The sequence below is a fragment of the Corynebacterium jeikeium genome (genome assembly GCA_003955985.1).
GTDB classification, from domain to species: domain Bacteria; phylum Actinomycetota; class Actinomycetes; order Mycobacteriales; family Mycobacteriaceae; genus Corynebacterium; species Corynebacterium jeikeium_D.
Map to the genome: position 1 here is coordinate 557242 of CP033784.1, position 19392 is coordinate 576633.

The window sequence follows — 19392 nt, forward strand, 5'->3', positions numbered from 1 at the left end:
ACTAGACCAAGCTGTCTTTAATTCTGGGGTTAAGGCTAGCACTTGCCCAGGTAGTGCTGAAAATTCAACTTCAGCCTAAACAGTCGAACGTGGCTGAGGTGTGACTTACGGATGCGTCCCGGGGGTGGCGCTTAATGCACATACTAATCGAAAATACGTTTGAATGCAGTCCGTAGGGTGGGTTAATGTTCATGGCATGGAAAACATCTCGGACGGACAGTCGGAGCAGTCCGGTCGGCCACTGAACTGGTCGCGGATTGAGCGTATTCTATCGGGTAAATTTTCAGGAAAACTACAGCCTAATGGCAGCTTCAATGGCTGGCGGGGGCAGCTGTCAGATTCCATCGTTGGGGCTTTTGAAGCTCCGGAAAGCGGTGTTAGTGGCGGAGGTGGCGTGTCATTTTCGCCTGCGGATATTAAGGCGGAATTGCACTGTCGTTCGAGCTATTCATTCCTGCATGGCGCATCGGATCCGGAAGAATTGGTGTCCGAGGCTGCGCGTTTGGGGTTAAACGTGTTGGGGCTCGCAGATCGCGATGGTTTCTATGGAATCGCTCGTTTTGCCGAGGCTGCAGCGGAGGCTGGTATCGCCACAATCATCGGCGCGGAGCTGGGGCTTCCGCAGCGGCCCCTCACAGTGCTGGGGCGGGGGCCCGAGGGCTATCGGCGCCTGAGCCACACGCTGTGTGATGCGCATATGTCGGCAGGGGAGAAGTCCGTCGTCCGCTATCCCTCGCTGCCAGAGTTAGGGGAGGCCGCAGGTGGTTTCTGGCAGGTGCTTGCCGACGTCAGCTGGGTCGGCGACTTGGAAGAGCTCATTGCGGCCTTCGGTGCGGAGAACGTGGCGCTCGAGCACCGCCTGAGCTCCACAGCAGAGGCGGCCGATGATGAGGAGGCTATTTCGGCCGCAGCTGTGAAGTATGGCCTGCGGGAGGTGGTTTCCTCTGCTGCGACGGCGGCCTCGCCTGCGGCAAGCCGGTTGGCCGGGGCGAAGCAGGCCCTTGCTGTGCGGGAGGACTTAGACGGGTTCGAGTCACGGCTGGAGCCCGCAGGCGGAGCTTGGTTGCGTTCGTGGGAGGAGCTATCGGCGGCAACACGGTATCTGGGGGCGCAGGTGCTGCAGGCAACACAGGACATTGCAGGTGAGTGTGCTTTTACGCTTGATCTCATTGCGCCTGAGTTGCCTCGCTGGGAGGTTCCTGCTGGTCACGATGAGGATTCGTGGCTACGGGAAATTGCTCGTGCGGGGGCGCGGCGGCGGTATGGTCCGGCCGATGGAGCTGGGGATAGCTCCGTGCAAGCGCGGGCGTGGGCGCAGTTAGAGAATGAGCTGACTGTGATTCGAGAGCTGGGTTTTCCAGGCTACTTCCTCATCGTGCATGACCTCTGTGAGTTCTGTCGCCGGGCGGGAATTCTGGCGCAGGGGCGCGGTTCGGCCGCTAACTCGGTGGTGTGTTTTGCGCTGGGGATCACCAATGTTGACCCCATTAGTGCCGGGCTGTTGTTCGAGAGGTTTTTGTCGCCAGAACGGGATGGGCCACCGGATATCGATGTAGACATTGAGTCTGGTCGTAGGGAAGAGGTCATCCAATACGTCTATGAAAAGTATGGTCGTGACAATGCCGCGCAGGTGGCCAATGTCATTACCTACCGGCGGCGCGGTGCATTGCGCGATGCGGCGCGGGTGTTGGGGTACTCGCCGGGCGTTATCGATGCGTGGGTCAGAGACCGGGAGGCGTGCCCGCCGGAGCCGGTGCAGCAACTGGCGGAGCAGCTTCGTGGGCAGCCTCGGCATCTAGGTATTCACTCTGGCGGAATGGTGATTTGTGATCGGCCGATTGCGGATGTCGTGCCAGTGGAATGGGCACGCATGGAAGGTCGCTCGGTAGTGCAGTGGGATAAGGATGACTGTGCGGCAGCGGGACTGGTGAAGTTCGACCTGCTTGGCCTCGGAATGCTGGAGGCCATCCACCATTGCATTGACTTGGTCTATGAACAGCATGGGCGCCGAGTGAACCTGTGGGAGATTGATGTCGCTGAACCGGAGGTTTACGAGATGTTGGCACGCGCGGACGCGGTGGGCGTGTTTCAGGTGGAATCGCGCGCGCAGCTGGCCACCTTGCCCCGACTGAAGCCGAGGGAGTTCTTTGATCTGGTGGTGGAGGTGGCACTCATTCGCCCAGGCCCCATTCAAGGCGGTAGCGTGCACCCCTACATTCGCCGCCGAAATGGACTCGAACCGGTGACCTATGAGCATCCGGTGTTGGAGAAGTCCCTCGGGAAGACACTGGGCATTCCGCTATTTCAAGAGCAGCTGATGCAAATGGCCGTCGATGCGGCGGGTTTCAGTGGGGCGGAAGCGGACTCGCTGCGTCGCGCTATGGGGTCGAAGCGCTCAGTGGCCAAAATGGAAGCGCTTCATGCCCGTTTTCTGGCTGGGCTGGAGCGCACCAGTGGCATTGATGCGGATATTGGGGAACAACTGTGGAACAAGATAGTGGCCTTTGCCGCCTACGGTTTCCCGGAATCACACGCGCAGTCGTTTGCCTCCTTGGTGTATTTCTCGGCTTGGTTTAAGTACCACTATCCGGCGGAGTTCTGTGTCGCATTGCTCCGTGCCCAGCCCATGGGGTTTTACTCTCCGCAGTCGTTGATTGCCGATGCTCGCCGGCACGGTATCGGCTGCGATGGTCCGGATATCTCGGTTTCAGGCGTGGAAGCCAGCGTCATCGATGGGCGTATTCGGTTGGGGCTCGGTGCCATTGCCGGTGTGGGCAATGACGTGGCGGAACGTATCGTCGCAGCGCGGCCATTTGTCAACGCAGCAGATGTCGCCCGCAGAGCTCGGCTGAGTGTTGGGCACATGGAAGCACTGGCGCGCGCGGGAGCACTTGGGTCGCTGGGGATTGACCGTCGTCAAGCACTGTGGGCGGCGGGCGTGGCGGCGACGGAAAGTGAGGGCATGCTGCCGGGGCTCACGCTTGCCGACGCACCTGCGTTGCCCGGCATGACGGAGTTTGAGCTGGCAGCTGCCGATTTGACGGCAACGGGAGTTACCCCGGGGCAGTACCCGGTGGCCGCGTTGCGGGCAGACCTGCAGGAACGTGGAGTGGTGCCTGCGGCGGAACTGAAAACAGTGCCCGACGGAACACGAGTAGAAGTGGCGGGAGTCGTGACGCATAGGCAACGTCCGGGGACCGCTGGTGGAGTGACATTTTTGGGAATGGAGGACGAAACTGGGCTGGTGAATGTGCTGTGTACGCCGGGGCTGTGGAATCGATTTCGGCCGGTAGCGGTGAATTCGCGGGCGATGGTGGTGCGCGGTATCGCGCAGACAGCCTCTGGTGCGGTGACAATCGTGGCCGATCGTCTGGTGGATATGTCCGAGGCTCTGGGGCAGCCAGTGGTGGCAGGTCGAAGTAGAGATTTTCGCTGACTACTAGAATGGATTGTCATGCGCCAGACCTATGAATCCTCGTTAGCACCGGATGGGAGTGCAATCGCCTTTATTGTCCGCGATAGCGGCTACCCGCGTGCGGTACAGCAGGAGATTACTCCGGAGGGGCTAGGGGCGGAGCGCCCCGTGAAACTGCCGGTGGAAGGCCCGGTTACCAGGGTGCTGCACTCCCCGGATGGAAAGTGGATTGCCTGCGAGGTCTCTCCGTACGGTACGGAGCGACTGCAGACCTGGCTGGTATCCACCGATCCGGAGGTCGACGGTGCCCGCCCCCTGCGTATGGATGCGGATATGCGCGCCACACTGGTGGAATGGGATAACGATCTCCTAGCGATGAACGCGGTCGATGCCCAGGGCATTAACTATGCGCGTTTGGTCAACCCGACGAACTCAAAGTATGAGGTCATTGATAAACGCACTGACAGCCAGCTGGTAGCGGCTGAAGGCGGGTTTGGCCTCGTGCGGGTGGGGCCGCGAGGCCACCGTGAGCTACTGCTGGTCGGGCCGGGGCAGCAGTGGCAGCCGCTGTTGCCGTCCGATCCCGGCTCCACCACAGATGCCGGTGTCTTATTGGCGCATCCGGGGCAGGAGAAGCTGACCGCATTCGTGCTCTCAGATCATGGCGCGGAACAGCGTCGCATCCTGCGCCTGGGTATTACTCCCGATAGCGGTATCAGCACTACTGAGCCGCGCACAGCGGAATCGACCGCAGCGGAGATTTTGGATATGAAGATCGGCATCGAAGTTGATGTCGAGGAGTTCATTGGCAATCCGGATCAAGACGTCGAAGAATTTGTCATCAGTGAGGATTCCTCCACTGCGGCTGTGCTGTGGAACAGCGGTGGGGTCAGCACGCTTGAGGTGCTTACCCTTGGCCTTCACCCGCAGACTGACGACATGCGGGTGATGGTGCGCCGCAATGTGGAATTGCCGGGCATGGTTGCGCGCGAGCTGTCAATCTCCGGTGACGGTGAGCTGATCTCCCTGACAGTAGAAGGGCCAGGCCTTGCGCCAACGGTGGAGATTCTGCGCAATATCGGTGGTGTCATTGAGCCATTGGATATGGAACGCACCGAACGGATTTTGGCTCTGGAAGAGAAGAATCTGGAGACCATGCCGGCTCCAGAGCTGGTCTACTTTGTCTCCCGCGATGGGTTGGAACTGTCTGGTTGGCTCTACCTTCCGGAGTCGGTGCGCAATAGTTCTAATGACGTTTCCGGAAACGCACTACCGCCGGCTTTCATCCACATCCACGGCGGACCAGAACTGCAGGCGAAACCCATCCACCACGATGTTCTAGCCAGCATTGTGGAGGCGGGCTTCGTGGTGTTCACTCCTAATGTGCGCGGTTCCTCAGGGTCCGGTAGGTCATTCGAGCACGCGGGCGACCGCTATGGGCGCTTTGCCGCTATTGCGGATATCGCAGCGGCGCGTTCCTTCCTCGTTGATGCCGGGTTGGCGGACCCAGAACGCATTGCTCTGGGCGGGCGATCCTACGGTGGCTTCATGTCGCTGTTGGCCTCGGCATGGTACCCGGATCAGTTTGCGGTCATCGTCGATGCCTGCGGAATGACAAGTTTTGAAACCTACTACCAATCCACCGAGCCTTGGTTGGCGCAGGCCGCGTTCCCCCGATACGGCTACCCGTACCAGGATGCTGAGCTCCTGCGCGATATCTCACCGCTGCACCGTGCGGAGGAAATGAAGGCTCCAACCCTATTCATTCACGGCGAGTGGGATACCAACGTGCCTCCGCGAGAGTCTGGTCAGATGCGCAACGCCATGGACGCCTACGGTGTGCCCACCGATTTTCTAGTGGTCGAGGGAGAGGGCCATAAGTTCTCGAAGCCGAGGAGCCGAGCGCTAATCGGTGAGACCATCATCGCGTTTTTCACCGAGCACGGTGTGTGCGATGCGGCGCCTGCCACGACAGCGGCAGCAGAAACCAACAACGAGCAGTAAAAGAAGCAGCGGAAAAGAACTGACGGAAGAAATGAATAGCGCCACGACCGAGCCAACCAACGCCGAGCCAACGAACGCCGAGCCAACCAACTCCACAGACTGGATTACGAGCCACACCTGCCACGTGCTTTTTGACCGGCCTGTCATCCCGCCGAACACCGGAAACGCTATCCGCATGTGTGCGGGCTCTGGAGCTATGCTGCATCTGGCCAAGCCATTGGGGTTCAACTTCGATGACAAGAATCTGCGTCGCGCCGGGCTGGATTACCATGACCTGGCTGATGTGCGTATTCACGATTCCATCGATCAAGCGTTGGAGACCTTTGCCAGCCAAGGGTGCCGCATCTTTGCTTTCACCGCTCACGCTGACACTTGGCACACCGATATTGAGTACACGAATACCGATGTACTGCTCTTTGGCCCGGAGCCAACCGGGTTGGAACAGTCAGTGCTCGATGATCCGCGAATTACACAATTAATCCGAATTCCGATGCTGCCAGCTCGTCGCAGCATGAATCTTTCCAACGCCGCAGCAGTGGCTGCTTATGAAGTCTGGCGTCAGCAGGGCTTTATGGGCGGTAAATAGGGTCAAGGCGAGGGCTGTTACGGGGCATTTCTGGGCATTATTCGCTCCTGTGCCTAAGATAAATGCCATGGCAGCGACAAAGCTTGATGGCAAACTCTACCGAGACGAAATCTTTGAAGACCTGGAAAAGCGCGTTGAGCGTTTGAAGGAAGCCGGCTACACCCCGGGGCTGGCCACCGTGTTGGTTGGTGATGATCCGGGCAGCCACTCTTACGTCAAGATGAAGCATCGCGACTGTGAGCAGATTGGTATCGCCTCTATCCGCCGTGACCTTCCGGCTGACACCACGCAGGAAGAGCTCGAGGCAGTAATCACCGAGCTGAATGAAAGCCCGGAGTGCACAGGCTACATTGTTCAGTTGCCACTGCCGAAGCACCTGGATGAAAACCGTATTCTGGGGCTCATCGATCCGGAGAAGGATGCCGATGGCCTCCACCCGGTAAACCTGGGCAAGCTGGTCCTCAACGAGCCAGCACCACTGCCGTGTACCCCAAACGGCTGTATCCACCTGCTGCGACGCTTCGGCGTCGAGCTCAACGGTGCCAAGGTTGTTGTTATCGGCCGCGGTGTCACCGTTGGTCGCCCAATCGGCTTGATGCTCACTCGCCGCAGCGAGAACTCCACCGTGACGCTGTGCCACACCGGCACCAAGGACTTGGCCGCTGAAACCCGTCAGGCTGATGTCATCATCGCAGCCGCTGGTGTCGCTCATATGCTTACTGCAGACATGGTCAAGCCTGGCGCTGCTGTACTCGACGTGGGAGTTTCGCGTGTCGACGGCAAGCTGGCCGGTGACGTTGCCGATGACGTCTGGGACATTGCCGGTTACGTATCCCCGAACCCAGGTGGTGTCGGCCCACTGACTCGCGCTTTCCTCGTACGCAATGTCGTCGAGCGCGCTGAAAAGCTCGCTGGCCTGGCCTAGCCAGCCAGGAGGAACAACTCGTGTCGAAAAGGGAAATTGCGCAGCGTGCCCGGCGGGAAGACCTGCCGGATCCAATGCTGAACCCGCACAGCCCGAATACCCCGCCGCCGGGGGCATCGTGGCCAATGTGGGTGCAGTATACGATTTACGGCGCGCTCTTTTTCGGCATGTCCGCCTTCGTTGTGTTCCTGGGGCTGGAGCGGTGGCGACGCGCCACATTCATGCTGGGAAGCACAATGATGCTGCTCGGTGTGGCTAGGCAGTACCTGCCGGACAGCATTCTAGGTGTGTTCTCTGTACGATCCCGGGCCTTTGACCTATGGTTTTGCTCCATAATCGGGATGGGAATCGTATTCCTTGCAGTCAGCGTGGATGCGCTGGGAAGCTAGCTGACATTAACTGACATCGCGAGCGAGGAAATTACGCACAATCGAATCCACTCGCTCGAACTCCGTCAAGAATCCGTCGTGCCCCACGGCGGATTCAATCTTTTCTAGCCCCAAGCAGTTGCCCAGATTGCGGGCGAGGTGCTCCTGCTGGTGGAAGGGGTAGAGAATGTCCGTGTCCACACCGGCAACCATGGTCGGCACGGTTGACGAGTGCAGCGCTTCATTGAGGCCACCGCGATCACGGCCAATATTGTGCCGATTCAAGGTATCGGTGAGCACGACATACGAGCCTGCATCGAAACGCTGAGCAAGCTTCTCCGCTTGGTGATCCAAGTAGCTTTCTACCTGGAAGCGATCTTCCGTGCGCATCGCGCCCAGCGGATCCTCACCAGGCTGCGCTGCCGCGCCAAAGCGATCATCCATCTCCAGCTCGCCACGGTACGTCAAATGCGCGACCCTGCGTGCAAAACCCAGACCTCGGGCCGGGGTCACACCACGGTCGTAGTAGTCGCCGCCATGCCAATCGGGATCGGACTCAATGAATTGAATTTGCGCAGACTGAATACCAATCTGCCAAGCAGACGCACGTGCGCCGACACACATCACCAATGCCTTGCCGACGAAATCCGGGTGCATCAGTGACCACTCAAGCGCGCGGGCACCACCCAACGAGCCGCCAATGACAGCTTGGAGGCGGGAAATTCCCAGTTCTTGCAGCGCAAGGTGCTCCACTGTCACCGTGTCGCGCACGGAGATAGCGGGGAAGCGAGAGCCCCAGGGCTTGCCGTCGTCCGGATGTGGACTGGAAGGGCCGGTTGTACCGCGACAGCCACCGATGACGTTGGTGCAGATAATGCAGTACTCATCGGTGTCCAGTGCGCGGGCAGAGCCGATCATCCCGTTCCACCAACCCGCAGTCGGGTGGTACTCATCCGAGGGGCCGGAAGCGTGGGCGTCGCCGGTTAGAGCGTGCTCGAGGAGGATGACATTCGAGCAGTCGTCGTTAAGCCGGCCCCAGCGTTCGAACTCGACGGTGACGTCGGGGATGACCGCGCCAGCCTCGGTTGTGACATCGCCGATAAAGACACGCCCCGGCTCGCCCTCGGGTGGGAGGGCGGCCGGGGTAGATGGGGAAAAGCTCATGCCTTATAGACTACTTAGTCCGTTCTGTGTCTGTGTACAAACGGTCTACGCGAGTGCTGCGAAGCCGCCCTCGAGATCGGCGATGATGTCATCGATGTTCTCGATACCGACGGAGAGACGCACGGTGGCCTGGGAAATGCCGGCGCGGGTCAGACCCTCCTCATCGGACTGGGAGTGAGTGGTGGTGGCCGGGTGGACAACCAGCGAGCGGACATCACCGATGTTGGCGACGTTGGAGTGCAGCTTCAGAGCGTCAATGAACTTCCAAGCCTTGGCGGTGTCGGCATCCTTCAGGTCGAAGGAAAGCACGCCGCTGGCACCGGAAAGGCCCAGCTTGTTCAGGGTCTCGTACCACGGGGAGCTCGGCAGGCCAGCGTAGTTGACCTTGGCGACCAGCGGGTGGTTCTCGAGGAACTCAGCGACTGCCTTGGCATTTTCATTGTGGCGCTCGATGCGCAGAGCCAGGGTGTCGAGGCCCTGAGCCAGAACCCACGCATTGAACGGAGCCGGGGCAGCACCGGTGTCGCGGAGAATGCCAGCGCGAGCGCGCAGAGCGAAGGCCGGGGCGCCCAGGTCAGCGAACTTCAGGCCGTGGTAAGCCTCGTCGGCCTCGGTGAAGTTCGGGAAGATGGAGCGGCCGTTGCGGGTCTGAGTCCAGTCGAACTTGCCGCCGTCGACGATGACACCGCCGAGGGAGGAGCCGTTACCGGTGAGGAACTTGGTGGTGGAGGAAACCACGACGTCAGCACCGTGCTCGAGTGGGCGCAGCAGGGCCGGGGTCGGAACCGTGTTGTCGACGATCAGCGGAACGTTGTTGCGGTGTGCAACCTCGGCGATGGCAGGGATATCGAGGACGTCGATCTGCGGGTTGGCGATGGACTCACCGTAGAAACCGACGGTGTTGTCCTGAACTGCTGCCTGCCAGGACTCCGGGTCATCCGGGTTCTCGACGAAAGTGCAGTCGATGCCAAGGCGCGGCAGGGTGACCTTGAACAGGGTCTCAGTACCGCCGTAAAGGCGTGGCGAAACGACGAAGTGGTCGCCTGCACGAGCCAGGGTGAGGACAGCAGCGGTCTCAGCTGCCTGGCCGGAGGAGAACAGTACGGCAGCGACGCCGCCTTCGAGGCTGGCGATGCGCTGCTCGACGGCATCCACAGTCGGGTTGGTCAGGCGGGAGTAAATCGGGCCTGCATCCGAAAGGTTGAAGCGGTTGGCAGCGTGCTCAGCGGAATCGAAGACGTAGGAGGAGGTGTTGTAAATCGGCAGGTTGCGCGCGGAGGTCTGTGCGTCGGGAGCGAAGCCGGCGTGAATAGCGCGAGTGGACAGGCCCCAGTTGGCGGCGTTGCTGTTGTCGTACTTGGTGGTCATTTCAGATACTTCCTTGCGGTTTTTTGAGGTCGTTCAAAACGTTGCTTACAAACAATAGTGAACCAAGCTGTCTATTGCAAAGTTTTGGAAAAACCCAAGGTAAGAGGGTGTGTGTATCTGTGTCGAGAGTGCTATAGCCCGCTTAGTACGGATTGGTTTGATTAGTCGTGGGGTGTGATTAGTTGTGGGGGGGGGCGGGGCATTGGGCGCTGCGGTGTCGAGTGTCGGGTTGAGCCAAACAGGGGACTGAGTATGGGCGAAGGGTACCGTAAAGCGCCGAAAAGCACTGGGTACTGTCAAGACCGTTACGGAAGTCAGGGCATAGAAAAAGCCCCTCGCGCCATGTGCATCAAATGCAACATGAGCGAGGGGCTATCGCCCGAAACCGGCGGTCAGCCTAGGTCGGCCTAGACCAGCCTGGGCCAACCAGGTCAGCCAGACCAGCCAGGAGCAAGCAGCTAGTCCTACTTCTTCAGGCCGTCGATGATCTCGTTGAACTCAGCGGACGGACGCATAACTGCGGAGGTCTTCTCATCGTCCGGCAGGAAGTAGCCACCCAGATCAGCTGGGGAACCCTGAGCATCAATCAGGGTCTTGGCGATGGACTCTTCCTTCTCCGTGAGAGCCTTAGCGACCGGTGCGAAAACTTCCTTCAGCTCGGAGTTCTCGTCCTGCTTGGCCAGCTCCTGTGCCCAGTAGAGAGCCAGGTAGAAGTGGGAGCCGCGGTTGTCGATTTCGCCAGCCTTGCGGGACGGCGACTTGCCCTCGTCGAGCAGGGTAGCGGTTGCCTTGTCTAGGGCCTCAGCCAGGACGCGCGGACGTGGGTCGTCGTCATGCTCAGCGGCGTAGCGCAGGGACTCGGCCAGCGCCAGGAACTCACCCAGGGAATCCCAGCGCAGGTGGTTTTCTTCCTGAACCTGCTGGACGTGCTTCGGTGCGGAACCGCCTGCACCGGTCTCGAACAGGCCGCCCCCGGCCATCAGCGGCACGACCGACAGCATCTTGGCGGAGGTGCCTAGCTCCATGATCGGGAACAGGTCGGTGAGGTAGTCACGCAGAACGTTACCGGTTACGGAAATGGTGTTCTCGCCGCGGCGGATGCGCTCGAGGGAGAACTTGGTAGCGGACACCGGATCCATGATGCGGATATCCAGACCCTCGGTGTCGTGGTCTGCCAGGTACTCGTTGACCTTGCTGATCAGGTTGTTGTCGTGCGCACGCTGCGGGTCCAGCCAGAACACTGCAGGGTCGCCAGTGATACGAGCGCGGTTAACGGCCAGCTTCACCCAGTCGCGGATTGGGGCGTCCTTGGTCTGGCAGGAGCGCCAGATGTCACCCTCGGCGACGTGGTGCTCAATCAGAACCTCGCCAGCGGAGTTGATGACCTGCAGGACACCGTCAACCGGAATCTGGAAAGTCTTGTCGTGGGAGCCGTACTCCTCAGCCTTCTGAGCCATCAGGCCGACGTTCGGGACAGAGCCCATGGTGGCCGGGTCGAAAGCGCCATTGGCGCGGCAGTCCTCGATAACAGCCTGGTAGACGCCTGCGTAGGAAGAGTCCGGGATGACTGCGAGGGTGTCGCGCTCCTCACCGTCCGGGCCCCAGCCCTTGCCGCCGTTGCGGATTAGTGCAGGCATGGAGGCGTCAACGATGACGTCAGACGGAACGTGGAGGTTGGTGATGCCCTTATCGGAGTTGACCATGTAAAGGGCCGGACCTTCCTTCAGGTCCTTCTCGATAGCGGACTTGACGGCCGCCGCAGTAGCGTCGTCAAGCTTGTGCAGACCATCGAGCATGGCGCCCAGGCCGTTGTCCGGAGTCAGGTTGGCGGCAGCCAGCTTGGACTCGAACTTCGGGAAAACAGATGGAAGGAAGGCCTTGACAACCTCGCCGAAGATTAGCGGGTCGGAGACCTTCATCATGGTGGCCTTCAGGTGCACGGAGAACAGGATGTTCTCGCGCTTTGCGCGACGGATCTGAGCGCGGAGGAAGTTGTCCAGGATGTGGACGTTCATGCCCGTGCCGTCAATAATCTCGCCCTTGAGGACCGGCATGTCCTTCTTCAGGGTGATGACCTGGCCGTCGTTGGACTCGAGCTGGTAAGTCAGCTTGTCGTCTTCCGGCATGACAACCGACTTCTCATTGTGGCGGAAGTCGTTGGAGGCCATGGTGGCGACGTTGGTCTTGGAGTCTGCGGACCAAGCGCCCATGCGGTGCGGGTGCTTGCGGGCGTAGTTCTTCACCGGCTCCGGAGCGCGGCGGTCGGAGTTGCCCTCACGCAGTACCGGGTTAACGGCAGAGCCCTTGACCTTGTCGAACTTGGCGCGGTCGGCGGTCTCTTCCTCGCCTTCCGGCTGCGACTTGTACTTCGGAATGTCATAGCCCTTTTCCTGCAGCTCTGCGACAGCGCGCTTAATCTGCGGGACGGATGCAGAGATATTCGGCAGCTTGATGATGTTGGCGTCCGGCTCCTTGACCAGCTTGCCCAGAGCTGCCAGCGCATCCTCTACCTTCTGCTCGTCCGAAAGGCGCTCCGGGAACTGAGCCAGAATGCGGCCTGCGAGGGAGATGTCGCGGGTTTCAACATTGACACCAGCCTGGCTTGCAAATGCCTCCACGATTGGCTTCAGTGAGTAGCTCGCCAGCAGAGGGGCTTCGTCAGTACGGGTCCAAATAATTGTCGCCATAATTCATGTCTCCTATCTGTTTTGTTCCACGATAACCCAGTTTTGAATCTTGGGTTGTGTCGGGGCATAGCGCAAAAACAGTGATAGTGATATGAATAACGCAATTATGTGAGGCAAGTCACGAAATGTGCAATTATTTGTCGCTTATTCGCCGCTTTTCATTCCATTTTTCGCTTTACGACGGCCCCCGCGCTCAAACCCTTCAAATACGAAAAACCGCGCTGGGGTGTCGTGCACGCCGGCGCGGTTGTTCAGGGCAGCCTAGTTAGTTCTGCGTATTGTTCGGAGGATTGTTCTGGCCGAACTGGTAGCCCTGAATGTTCTGAGACTGGGGGTACTGCGGAGCATAGCCCTGCCCCGGCGCCGACTGGGTAGTCTTGACCAGTTTCTGGCCGCGGAACCATGCGCGCATGTCCTTGAGGAACATAAGAACGCAAGCCGCGATCAGCATGGCACCTGCGAGGAAGAGGACTACATCCACCCAGGAGCTCAAGAACAGGAGGGGGATGATGGTCATAGCCAACGCCAGTGGTGCCACGGTGACGCAGAAAAAGATTGGTGCCGTCGAGTCTTCACCGCGGAGGATGGAGTGAATCCAGTATGCGGTCAAGGTGACAAGCGTCATTCCCATCAGTAAGAGGACTGGAACAAGAACGAGGGCGGCTGCAGCGCCCATAATGTAGCCGATGTCATCCCAAGAATCACCCAACGATGACTCTAGGCTGCCGAGATCGTTGGCGCCCTGGATGCCGAGCGTGATTGCGTACAGAACTGCGATGATGCCAATCAGAGTTGAAAAACCGACCAAGCCGGTAGTGATTCGGGGGATGAGTGGCATGCGCTGCCACATGTTCTGCAGTGTGGCGTTTGCAGGTAGCGGTGGTACATCCGTGGTCATCGTGGTGGTTACTGTTGCAGGGCCGGTTTGAGTTGGGGCGGACCACTGTGCTTGTTGATTCTGCTGTGCCGGTGGCTGCTGTGACTGCGCTTGTTGGGCTTGCTGGGTTTGCGTCTGGAACGAGGATTCCTGCGCAGTGGGTACCGGGCGATTTGCCAGCCCGCGCAGCGTCGCAATGGTGATGGTGGCGTTCTCATCGGCCAGCAAAGCGTCGTATTCGCGACGACGTCCCTCATCGCCAAGCACTTGCAGCGCAGTGAGCTTCTCCTGGAACTCGCCGGAGTACTCCGAGACGCCAGCATCTCGCAGTTCGGAGAGTTGATTAGAAAGATTTGCATGGAGCTCTTCGGTGCTGGCTGCGCTATCCAGCGTCAGAGACTCGTAGAGGTTATAGCGGTCGCCCATAGTGGATCAAGATCCTATCGGTATTGCAGTTCGAAATATCTTTTAAAACAATTTACCTGGTAGCTATTACGGCAGCATCGAAGACCCGGATCGCTCGATGGTAGGAAGTCCGTGGCGCTCGGAGGGAATGGTAGTCCTCGGCAAACAATGCCGATTACAAAATGCATTGGGAAGAACTTGAGTGAGCGACTTCCACTAATGGCCGCAGATGTTATTCCGCGCACAAATACCCGGGGAACAGGCGGATTAAATAGCGAAATTTTTGTGTTGCGGAGTAGAGTCTCATTTTTCCCTTGCGGCTCCCCTCACGGTTTTGCGAGCCCGTCTTGGGTCGAAAGTCGAGGGGAACTGAGAGTCCACCAACTGGCGTAAGAAGAGAAAAGGAGACGGTCGCAATGACGTCGTCAAGCGAAGTAACAACCCACAACGACGACCACAAACCGCGTGCGCGTCGTGCGGGAGCGTTTAGCTCGCATCGCCGTCCTGTTCCGGTGCAGGACGACATCTCTGATCTACGCCGAATCTTGGTGATTGTGGCTCTGTCGGTCGGTGCATTCGGCATCGGCGTTACCGAGTTTGTGGCCATGGGCCTGCTGCCTTACATCGCTGATGCCTTCGGACGTGATGAGGATGCCGCAGGGCGCATGATTTCGATGTACGCACTCGGTGTTGTCGTGGGCGCACCCCTAATTACCGTGCTGACCGGCTCGATTCCGCGCAGGCGCATGCTCCTGCTGCTGATGGCGGCATTTACCATCGGCAATGGTGCCACGGTTTGGGCAGGCACACTGGGCTCTTTCGAAGCGGTCATGGTCTCGCGCTTCATCGCCGGTCTGCCGCACGGCGCGTATTTCTCGGTAGCGGCGCTGGTGGCGGCCTCCCTGGCTAAGCCGGGACAGCGCGGCAAGATGGTGGCTCTGTCGGGCGTGGGGTTGTCGGTGGCGACTGTGATTGGTGTGCCGGCCGCGCAGGTGCTGGGACAGATCTACGGTTGGCGCAGCGCCTTCGCGTTTGTCGCGGTCATCGGGCTGATTGCATTTGTTTCGCTGTGGTTCGCCGTGCCGCATATGAACCGCATGCCGAAGACACGTCCGATGGATGAGCTCTCGGCTCTGGTGACACCGCAGGTGCTGCTGACCGTCGCAATCGGCACCGTTGGTTTCGGCGGCATGTTCGCGGTTTACACCTACATCACCTGGACTATGACTCGCGAAGCGGGCATGAGCGAAAACCACATCTGGATTGTGCTGATGGCCTACGGCATCGGCATGGTTGTCGGTACTTACATCGGTGGCTGGCTCTCCGACCGCATCGGGGAGTGGGGCATCATGGTTGCGCTGGTGCTGATGGTAATCATGCTCAGCGTCTTCTACTTCACCTCACAGAATGCTGTGCTGGGCACGATCAACTTCCTCCTTATCGGTCTGCTGGGATCGGTATTGGTGCCAAATCTGCAGACCCGTCTGATGGATGTCGCCGGTCGCGCACAGACGCTGGCGGCAGCTCTCAACCAGGCCGCATTGAACATGGCCAACGCCTTTGGAGCGGCGCTCGGTGGTTGGGTCATTGCGTCCGGTTATGGCTACCGCGCACCGGCTTTGGGCGGCGCGACGTTGGCGATGTTGGCTATCTTCATCGCTCTGCCGACCATTGTTCTTTACCGCCGCTCACAGGCGAAGAAGGCTGAGCGCATCGAACTGCGCTAGGGGTCTTCAAGGCGTAGTGCACGCATAGGTAACGTATGAGGGCATGAGCCTTACAATCGCGACAATCAATGTCAACGGCATCCGCGCCGCCGTCAAGGAGCGCAGCGAAACCAACCTGGGATTGCTGGAGTGGTTGAAGCACACCAGTTCCGATGTCGTTTTGTTGCAGGAAGTCCGCGCCACCGACGACCAGGCACGCAAGGCCCTCGCGCCCGCTTTTGATGCCGGATGGCATTGGGTCGGCGCTGAAAACCTGGGTGCAAAGGGGCGCGCCGGCGTGGGCATTCTCTCGCGCTTTCCGCTTAACGACGTCCAGGTGGGCATCGGCTCCGAGGAGTTCGAAGAATCCGGTCGGTTTATCAGTGGTATTGCCCCGGCAGCGGACACCGGCCTGGATGTGGATGTCCAGATTGCCAGCCTCTACCTGCCCTCTGGTGCTGCCCTGAGCGAGAAGCAGGATGAGAAGTACCGCTTCCTCGATGCCTTCTCCGACTACCTGGCGGAACTGGGTGCCAAGGGGCGCGACGGTCACCACGTAGTCATCGGCGGCGACTGGAACATCTGCCACCGCGAACAGGATTTGAAGAACTGGAAGACCAACCGCCGCAAGAGCGGTTTCCTACCGCAGGAGCGTGCCTGGATGGACTCGGTCTTCGGCTGCTGGCCCGATGAGGTTCCCCAGGATTCGCAGGTTCAGGCCAGCGAAAAGGAGCTGGAATCCGGTGCCTTCTCCGATGGTTCTGTGTGGGAGGCCCCGAAGCTCAATGCAGATCCGGTGTGGTTTGATGTCACTCGCCGTCTGCACCCAGAGGCCGACGGCCCCTGGTCCTGGTGGACCTACCGCGGTAAGGCGTTCGATACCGATGCCGGCTGGCGCATCGACTACCAGGCGGTAACCGAACCAATGCTCAAGCGTGCCGTCAGCTCGGTAGTGGATAAGCCTGCCGCCTACGACCTTCGCTGGACGGACCACGCGCCGGTGATCGTGGAGTACGCCTAAACCCGGCATACGCCTAACCCCGAGTGGACTAGTGTGCTCCGACGTCAGCGAACTCTGGGATTATCTCAGGCTCGGGAGCAGTTACGAGATGCCGGTTCTGCCGCAACATCGAGGCGATGCCGTCAACGATGGCGTCGGCCCATTTGTCCTGCATAGCGGGGTCGGCCAAATCGCGGGTGAGTTTTTCAGCGCCCACCGCTCCCAGCGATAGCGCAATTGTCGGCGCATGTGGCCGCGAACTCTGGTTCACCGCCACTGCCGGCGCCAGGCCGGTGCGAAACTCGGTTGGCACCCCGTTTGTGCTGTAACTGCTGTGCGGATTGAAACCTCGGTACACCATTCCGTCGCGCACACCCGCCGCCAACTGCCAATCGGCAGGAGCATCGTCCTCAGGTTCGAGAGACTTCACCACAGCGGATACCGAAAAGCCACGATCGCCGATGTTATCCCCAGAAAGAGTCTGGCCCTCTGATGAGCGACCGACGATTACGGTGGCTGCGCTCGCCGTGTCGTCGGCAAGCGAATGCGCGCCAACGATTGCGCCGCGCTGACGGAGCTTGTCGCTGGCGCGTTGCACGATGCTGTCGATGTGAGCGGAAGTATCCCCACTCAAACGCAGCGCGCGAGGCAGGTCGGCGTTGATAGCCTCGATGGCCTCGCGGCGAGAGTCGACGGTGATGCGCGCGCCGGCGAGCGGATCGACAGCCTCGTCAGGGGAGGGGACGATCGGCTGGCGCGGAGGCATCCACAGCGGATTGGGGCGCGCCGGGCGGTGTGGGGAACTGTTGACAACAGCGTGCAACTCTTCAGGTGAAAACATCTTGTTGACCGCGAAAATCATCACCGAACTGTCGTGATACACAGGCGTGAGCCCCGGCGCGTGCCATGCCCAGGAACGCATCGACAGCGCCTCCGTGCCATCCGTGTTCACACCCGGCGGGGAACTAATGATGTAGTGCACTCCCAATTTCTTCGCCATGGCATCGAACTCTGGATGTGAGCCCAGCAGGTCAACGTTTATCGGCAGCTTGTTGCTCGCCTCGGCAGTTTTGTCGGAGAAGGAGAAATGGCGGAACAGGGTCGGCAGTCCGGCGATGGCATACATCCACGCAGAACCGTCACGACGGTCATTGAGAATATGCCCCTCAAACGCATGCGGCTGTGCGGACAGCCAATCAATAGCTTCCATGTCCGCAGCGGTCACAAACGTGCTTCCGAAACTCTGGCGAATTGCCTCGCGCTGAGCAGGCCCACTCGCCCAGGTCGCAGGCACAATCGCCAGTGCCGCTACGAGCCCCATCGCCAGCGCAGGATTCCACGACTTAGTCGGCTGATCTCGCTTTGCGACGATCCACTGCGCCACAGCCACAATCCCGACAACGGCAGCCGCGACTGCGTAGCCGACCAGCACTGCGCGCAGAATTCCCATAACCGCCTGCATGCGGTACGGCATGTCGTAGAAGAAAGTGCCAATAAACTTCAGATAGGTGCCGAACGGCTCAGACCAACGGGACTGCGCACTATCGGACACCACAAAGAGCAGCCCGAAAACCAGTGCCGGCCACGGAGCCCATGGGCTGTCTGGCAGGCGAGAGACAAGCGCCACCACCAGGCCGATGAGCACAAGAACCAGAACAGTCCGGGAAAAGATGGGCTCGTCAGCATAGCGGGAAAACCCAATCAGAGTTCGCCACAGTGATTCGGAGCGGGAAATCTCAATTTGGCCGGTAAAGCCCGCAACGGATTCGCCTTGCCCCCTCGCGGACAAAGCTGCCGGGAGAGTCATCACCAGGGCGAGCGCGCCGATAACTAGCGTGCGAACTAGGCCACTGACGCTCGGTTGGGTAATCAACCACAAGCCAACAAAGAGCACGGCAGCAATTGCGCCGGCCGGGTGGGTGATAAACGTGCCGACCAGGGCAAGCGCAGCGGGGACAATATAGCCCCGCATGGTCAAAGCCGCAGCAATCGGCAAAGCGGCCACCGCGAGCAGATACGGCATGGAGGAGGTGCGCCAAAGAGCCACCCAAATCTCCGGAAGCATCAGCGTCGCGACGGCAGCTGCGGGACCGGCATAGGCCGCCCACTTAGGACCAACTGCGGTGCGGGCTAGCACCGCAGTTGCTGCGGGAACAAGCAGCGCCGGGGCCAAGAACGCAAACACGTTGGAATCGAGGAAGACCGAGCCGGGCAGCAGCCCCGCCATGGCATGCCAGCCGGTGGGGTAGAACATTTCGGCCCCGGTCTCCTGATTCATCAGGTCACCGGCCGCGGTGGGCGAGGCTATTGCATGCTCGTCAATGAACCGGAGGAAGTTGGTATGCCAGAGCATGTCCCAGGCTTCGCGGATAGCGCCGGGGCCGCCAGGGACGTCGTTAAGCACGAGCATGGCGCGCATCGAGCCGACTACCGTAACTCCGACGACAATCATCGCGGTGACAACGCCGGAATCGAAGCCGTCTTCGGGCGTTGCTCGGGGGACGAATCTGCGCACCAGATAGCCAATAGCACAGAACCATGCCCACATGCCGGCCACGAAGAGCCAGGTGTAATCCAGCCCGAGCGCGTGAGACAACCATGCGGAAAAACCGGTCACACCCAGCATTAATGGGCCGGCAGATGCCAACGCGAGCGTGGGACGTAGCCCACTGGCCCAACCGAGAACTGCGCCTGGGACCAGCAGGATGAAGACGGCAACCGCAATGGCAGCGAGCATGGGACTCCTGACGGATAAGAGAATTGAATTAGTCCAATAATACCTGTGGGTTAGTTCGGCACTTGGGACGCGAGCGCCTAAGATTTGAAGAAGGACTGATGGGACTTCAGCCGCTGTAAAACCCAAGCGCGAATCTGCGCGGGACTTGAA

Annotated in this window: 12 protein-coding genes; 7 read left to right on the forward strand and 5 right to left on the reverse strand. The window is 59.9% G+C overall.

Annotated elements, in window-relative coordinates; translation table 11 throughout:
• Window positions 1-196: 196 nt before the first annotated feature.
• The 5 genes from EGX79_02485 (at window position 197) to EGX79_02505 (ending at window position 7319) form a co-directional block, all read left to right on the forward strand.
• Window positions 197-3436, forward strand: a complete 3240-nt coding sequence (locus EGX79_02485) for an error-prone DNA polymerase (protein AYX82690.1) — start codon at window positions 197-199, stop codon at window positions 3434-3436.
• An 18-nt stretch (window positions 3437-3454) separates the two neighbouring features.
• Window positions 3455-5419, forward strand: coding sequence for a S9 family peptidase (locus EGX79_02490; protein ID AYX81149.1), 1965 nt, complete (start codon window positions 3455-3457; stop codon window positions 5417-5419).
• A gap of 31 nt (window positions 5420-5450) precedes the next feature.
• Window positions 5451-6005 (forward strand): tRNA (cytidine(34)-2'-O)-methyltransferase, encoded by a 555-nt coding sequence (locus tag EGX79_02495; protein ID AYX81150.1) that lies wholly within the window; start codon window positions 5451-5453, stop codon window positions 6003-6005.
• Between the two features lie 67 nt (window positions 6006-6072).
• The gene (locus EGX79_02500) at window positions 6073-6930 is read left to right on the forward strand and encodes a bifunctional methylenetetrahydrofolate dehydrogenase/methenyltetrahydrofolate cyclohydrolase (GenBank protein ID AYX81151.1); all 858 of its coding nucleotides are present in this window, start codon (window positions 6073-6075) and stop codon (window positions 6928-6930) included.
• A gap of 20 nt (window positions 6931-6950) precedes the next feature.
• On the forward strand, window positions 6951-7319 hold the full coding sequence (locus tag EGX79_02505; GenBank protein AYX81152.1) for a DUF3017 domain-containing protein: 369 nt from the start codon (window positions 6951-6953) through the stop codon (window positions 7317-7319).
• Window positions 7320-7325: 6 nt separating this feature from the next.
• On the opposite strand, the gene EGX79_02510 is transcribed toward EGX79_02505, so the two are convergent.
• The 4 genes from EGX79_02510 to EGX79_02525 all read right to left on the reverse strand — a co-directional run bounded on the left by EGX79_02510 (window position 7326) and on the right by EGX79_02525 (window position 13820).
• The gene (locus tag EGX79_02510) at window positions 7326-8462 is read right to left on the reverse strand and encodes a homoserine O-acetyltransferase (GenBank protein AYX81153.1); all 1137 of its coding nucleotides are present in this window, start codon (window positions 8460-8462) and stop codon (window positions 7326-7328) included.
• A gap of 45 nt (window positions 8463-8507) precedes the next feature.
• Window positions 8508-9830 carry an O-acetylhomoserine/O-acetylserine sulfhydrylase gene (locus tag EGX79_02515; protein ID AYX81154.1) on the reverse strand — a complete coding sequence of 441 codons (1323 nt, stop codon included), beginning with the start codon at window positions 9828-9830 and terminating at the stop codon, window positions 8508-8510.
• A 464-nt stretch (window positions 9831-10294) separates the two neighbouring features.
• A complete protein-coding gene (locus EGX79_02520) occupies window positions 10295-12517 on the reverse strand; it encodes an NADP-dependent isocitrate dehydrogenase (protein AYX81155.1) in 2223 nt (740 codons plus the stop codon).
• A 265-nt stretch (window positions 12518-12782) separates the two neighbouring features.
• Window positions 12783-13820 (reverse strand): molecular chaperone DnaJ, encoded by a 1038-nt coding sequence (locus EGX79_02525; protein ID AYX81156.1) that lies wholly within the window; start codon window positions 13818-13820, stop codon window positions 12783-12785.
• Between the two features lie 395 nt (window positions 13821-14215).
• Here EGX79_02525 and EGX79_02530 point away from each other — a divergent pair, with 395 nt between their 5' ends.
• Window positions 14216-15526, forward strand: coding sequence for an MFS transporter (locus EGX79_02530; protein AYX81157.1), 1311 nt, complete (start codon window positions 14216-14218; stop codon window positions 15524-15526).
• A 43-nt stretch (window positions 15527-15569) separates the two neighbouring features.
• Entirely contained in the window at window positions 15570-16526 is a 957-nt protein-coding gene (locus tag EGX79_02535; protein ID AYX81158.1) for an exodeoxyribonuclease III, read from the forward strand.
• Window positions 16527-16554: 28 nt separating this feature from the next.
• On the opposite strand, the gene EGX79_02540 is transcribed toward EGX79_02535, so the two are convergent.
• A complete protein-coding gene (locus EGX79_02540; GenBank protein AYX81159.1) occupies window positions 16555-19242 on the reverse strand; it encodes a hypothetical protein in 2688 nt (895 codons plus the stop codon).
• Window positions 19243-19392: the final 150 nt, after the last annotated feature.

Coding starts and splice junctions, on each gene's coding strand:
- EGX79_02515 (AYX81154.1), bottom strand. CDS start 9,830: ATGACCACCAAGTACGACAACAGCAACGCCGCCAACTGGGGCCTGTCC.
- EGX79_02520 (AYX81155.1), bottom strand. CDS start 12,517: ATGGCGACAATTATTTGGACCCGTACTGACGAAGCCCCTCTGCTGGCG.
- EGX79_02485 (AYX82690.1), top strand. CDS start 197: ATGGAAAACATCTCGGACGGACAGTCGGAGCAGTCCGGTCGGCCACTG.
- EGX79_02525 (AYX81156.1), bottom strand. CDS start 13,820: ATGGGCGACCGCTATAACCTCTACGAGTCTCTGACGCTGGATAGCGCA.
- EGX79_02500 (AYX81151.1), top strand. CDS start 6,073: ATGGCAGCGACAAAGCTTGATGGCAAACTCTACCGAGACGAAATCTTT.
- EGX79_02540 (AYX81159.1), bottom strand. CDS start 19,242: ATGCTCGCTGCCATTGCGGTTGCCGTCTTCATCCTGCTGGTCCCAGGC.
- EGX79_02530 (AYX81157.1), top strand. CDS start 14,216: ATGACGTCGTCAAGCGAAGTAACAACCCACAACGACGACCACAAACCG.
- EGX79_02490 (AYX81149.1), top strand. CDS start 3,455: ATGCGCCAGACCTATGAATCCTCGTTAGCACCGGATGGGAGTGCAATC.
- EGX79_02535 (AYX81158.1), top strand. CDS start 15,570: ATGAGCCTTACAATCGCGACAATCAATGTCAACGGCATCCGCGCCGCC.
- EGX79_02495 (AYX81150.1), top strand. CDS start 5,451: ATGAATAGCGCCACGACCGAGCCAACCAACGCCGAGCCAACGAACGCC.
- EGX79_02510 (AYX81153.1), bottom strand. CDS start 8,462: ATGAGCTTTTCCCCATCTACCCCGGCCGCCCTCCCACCCGAGGGCGAG.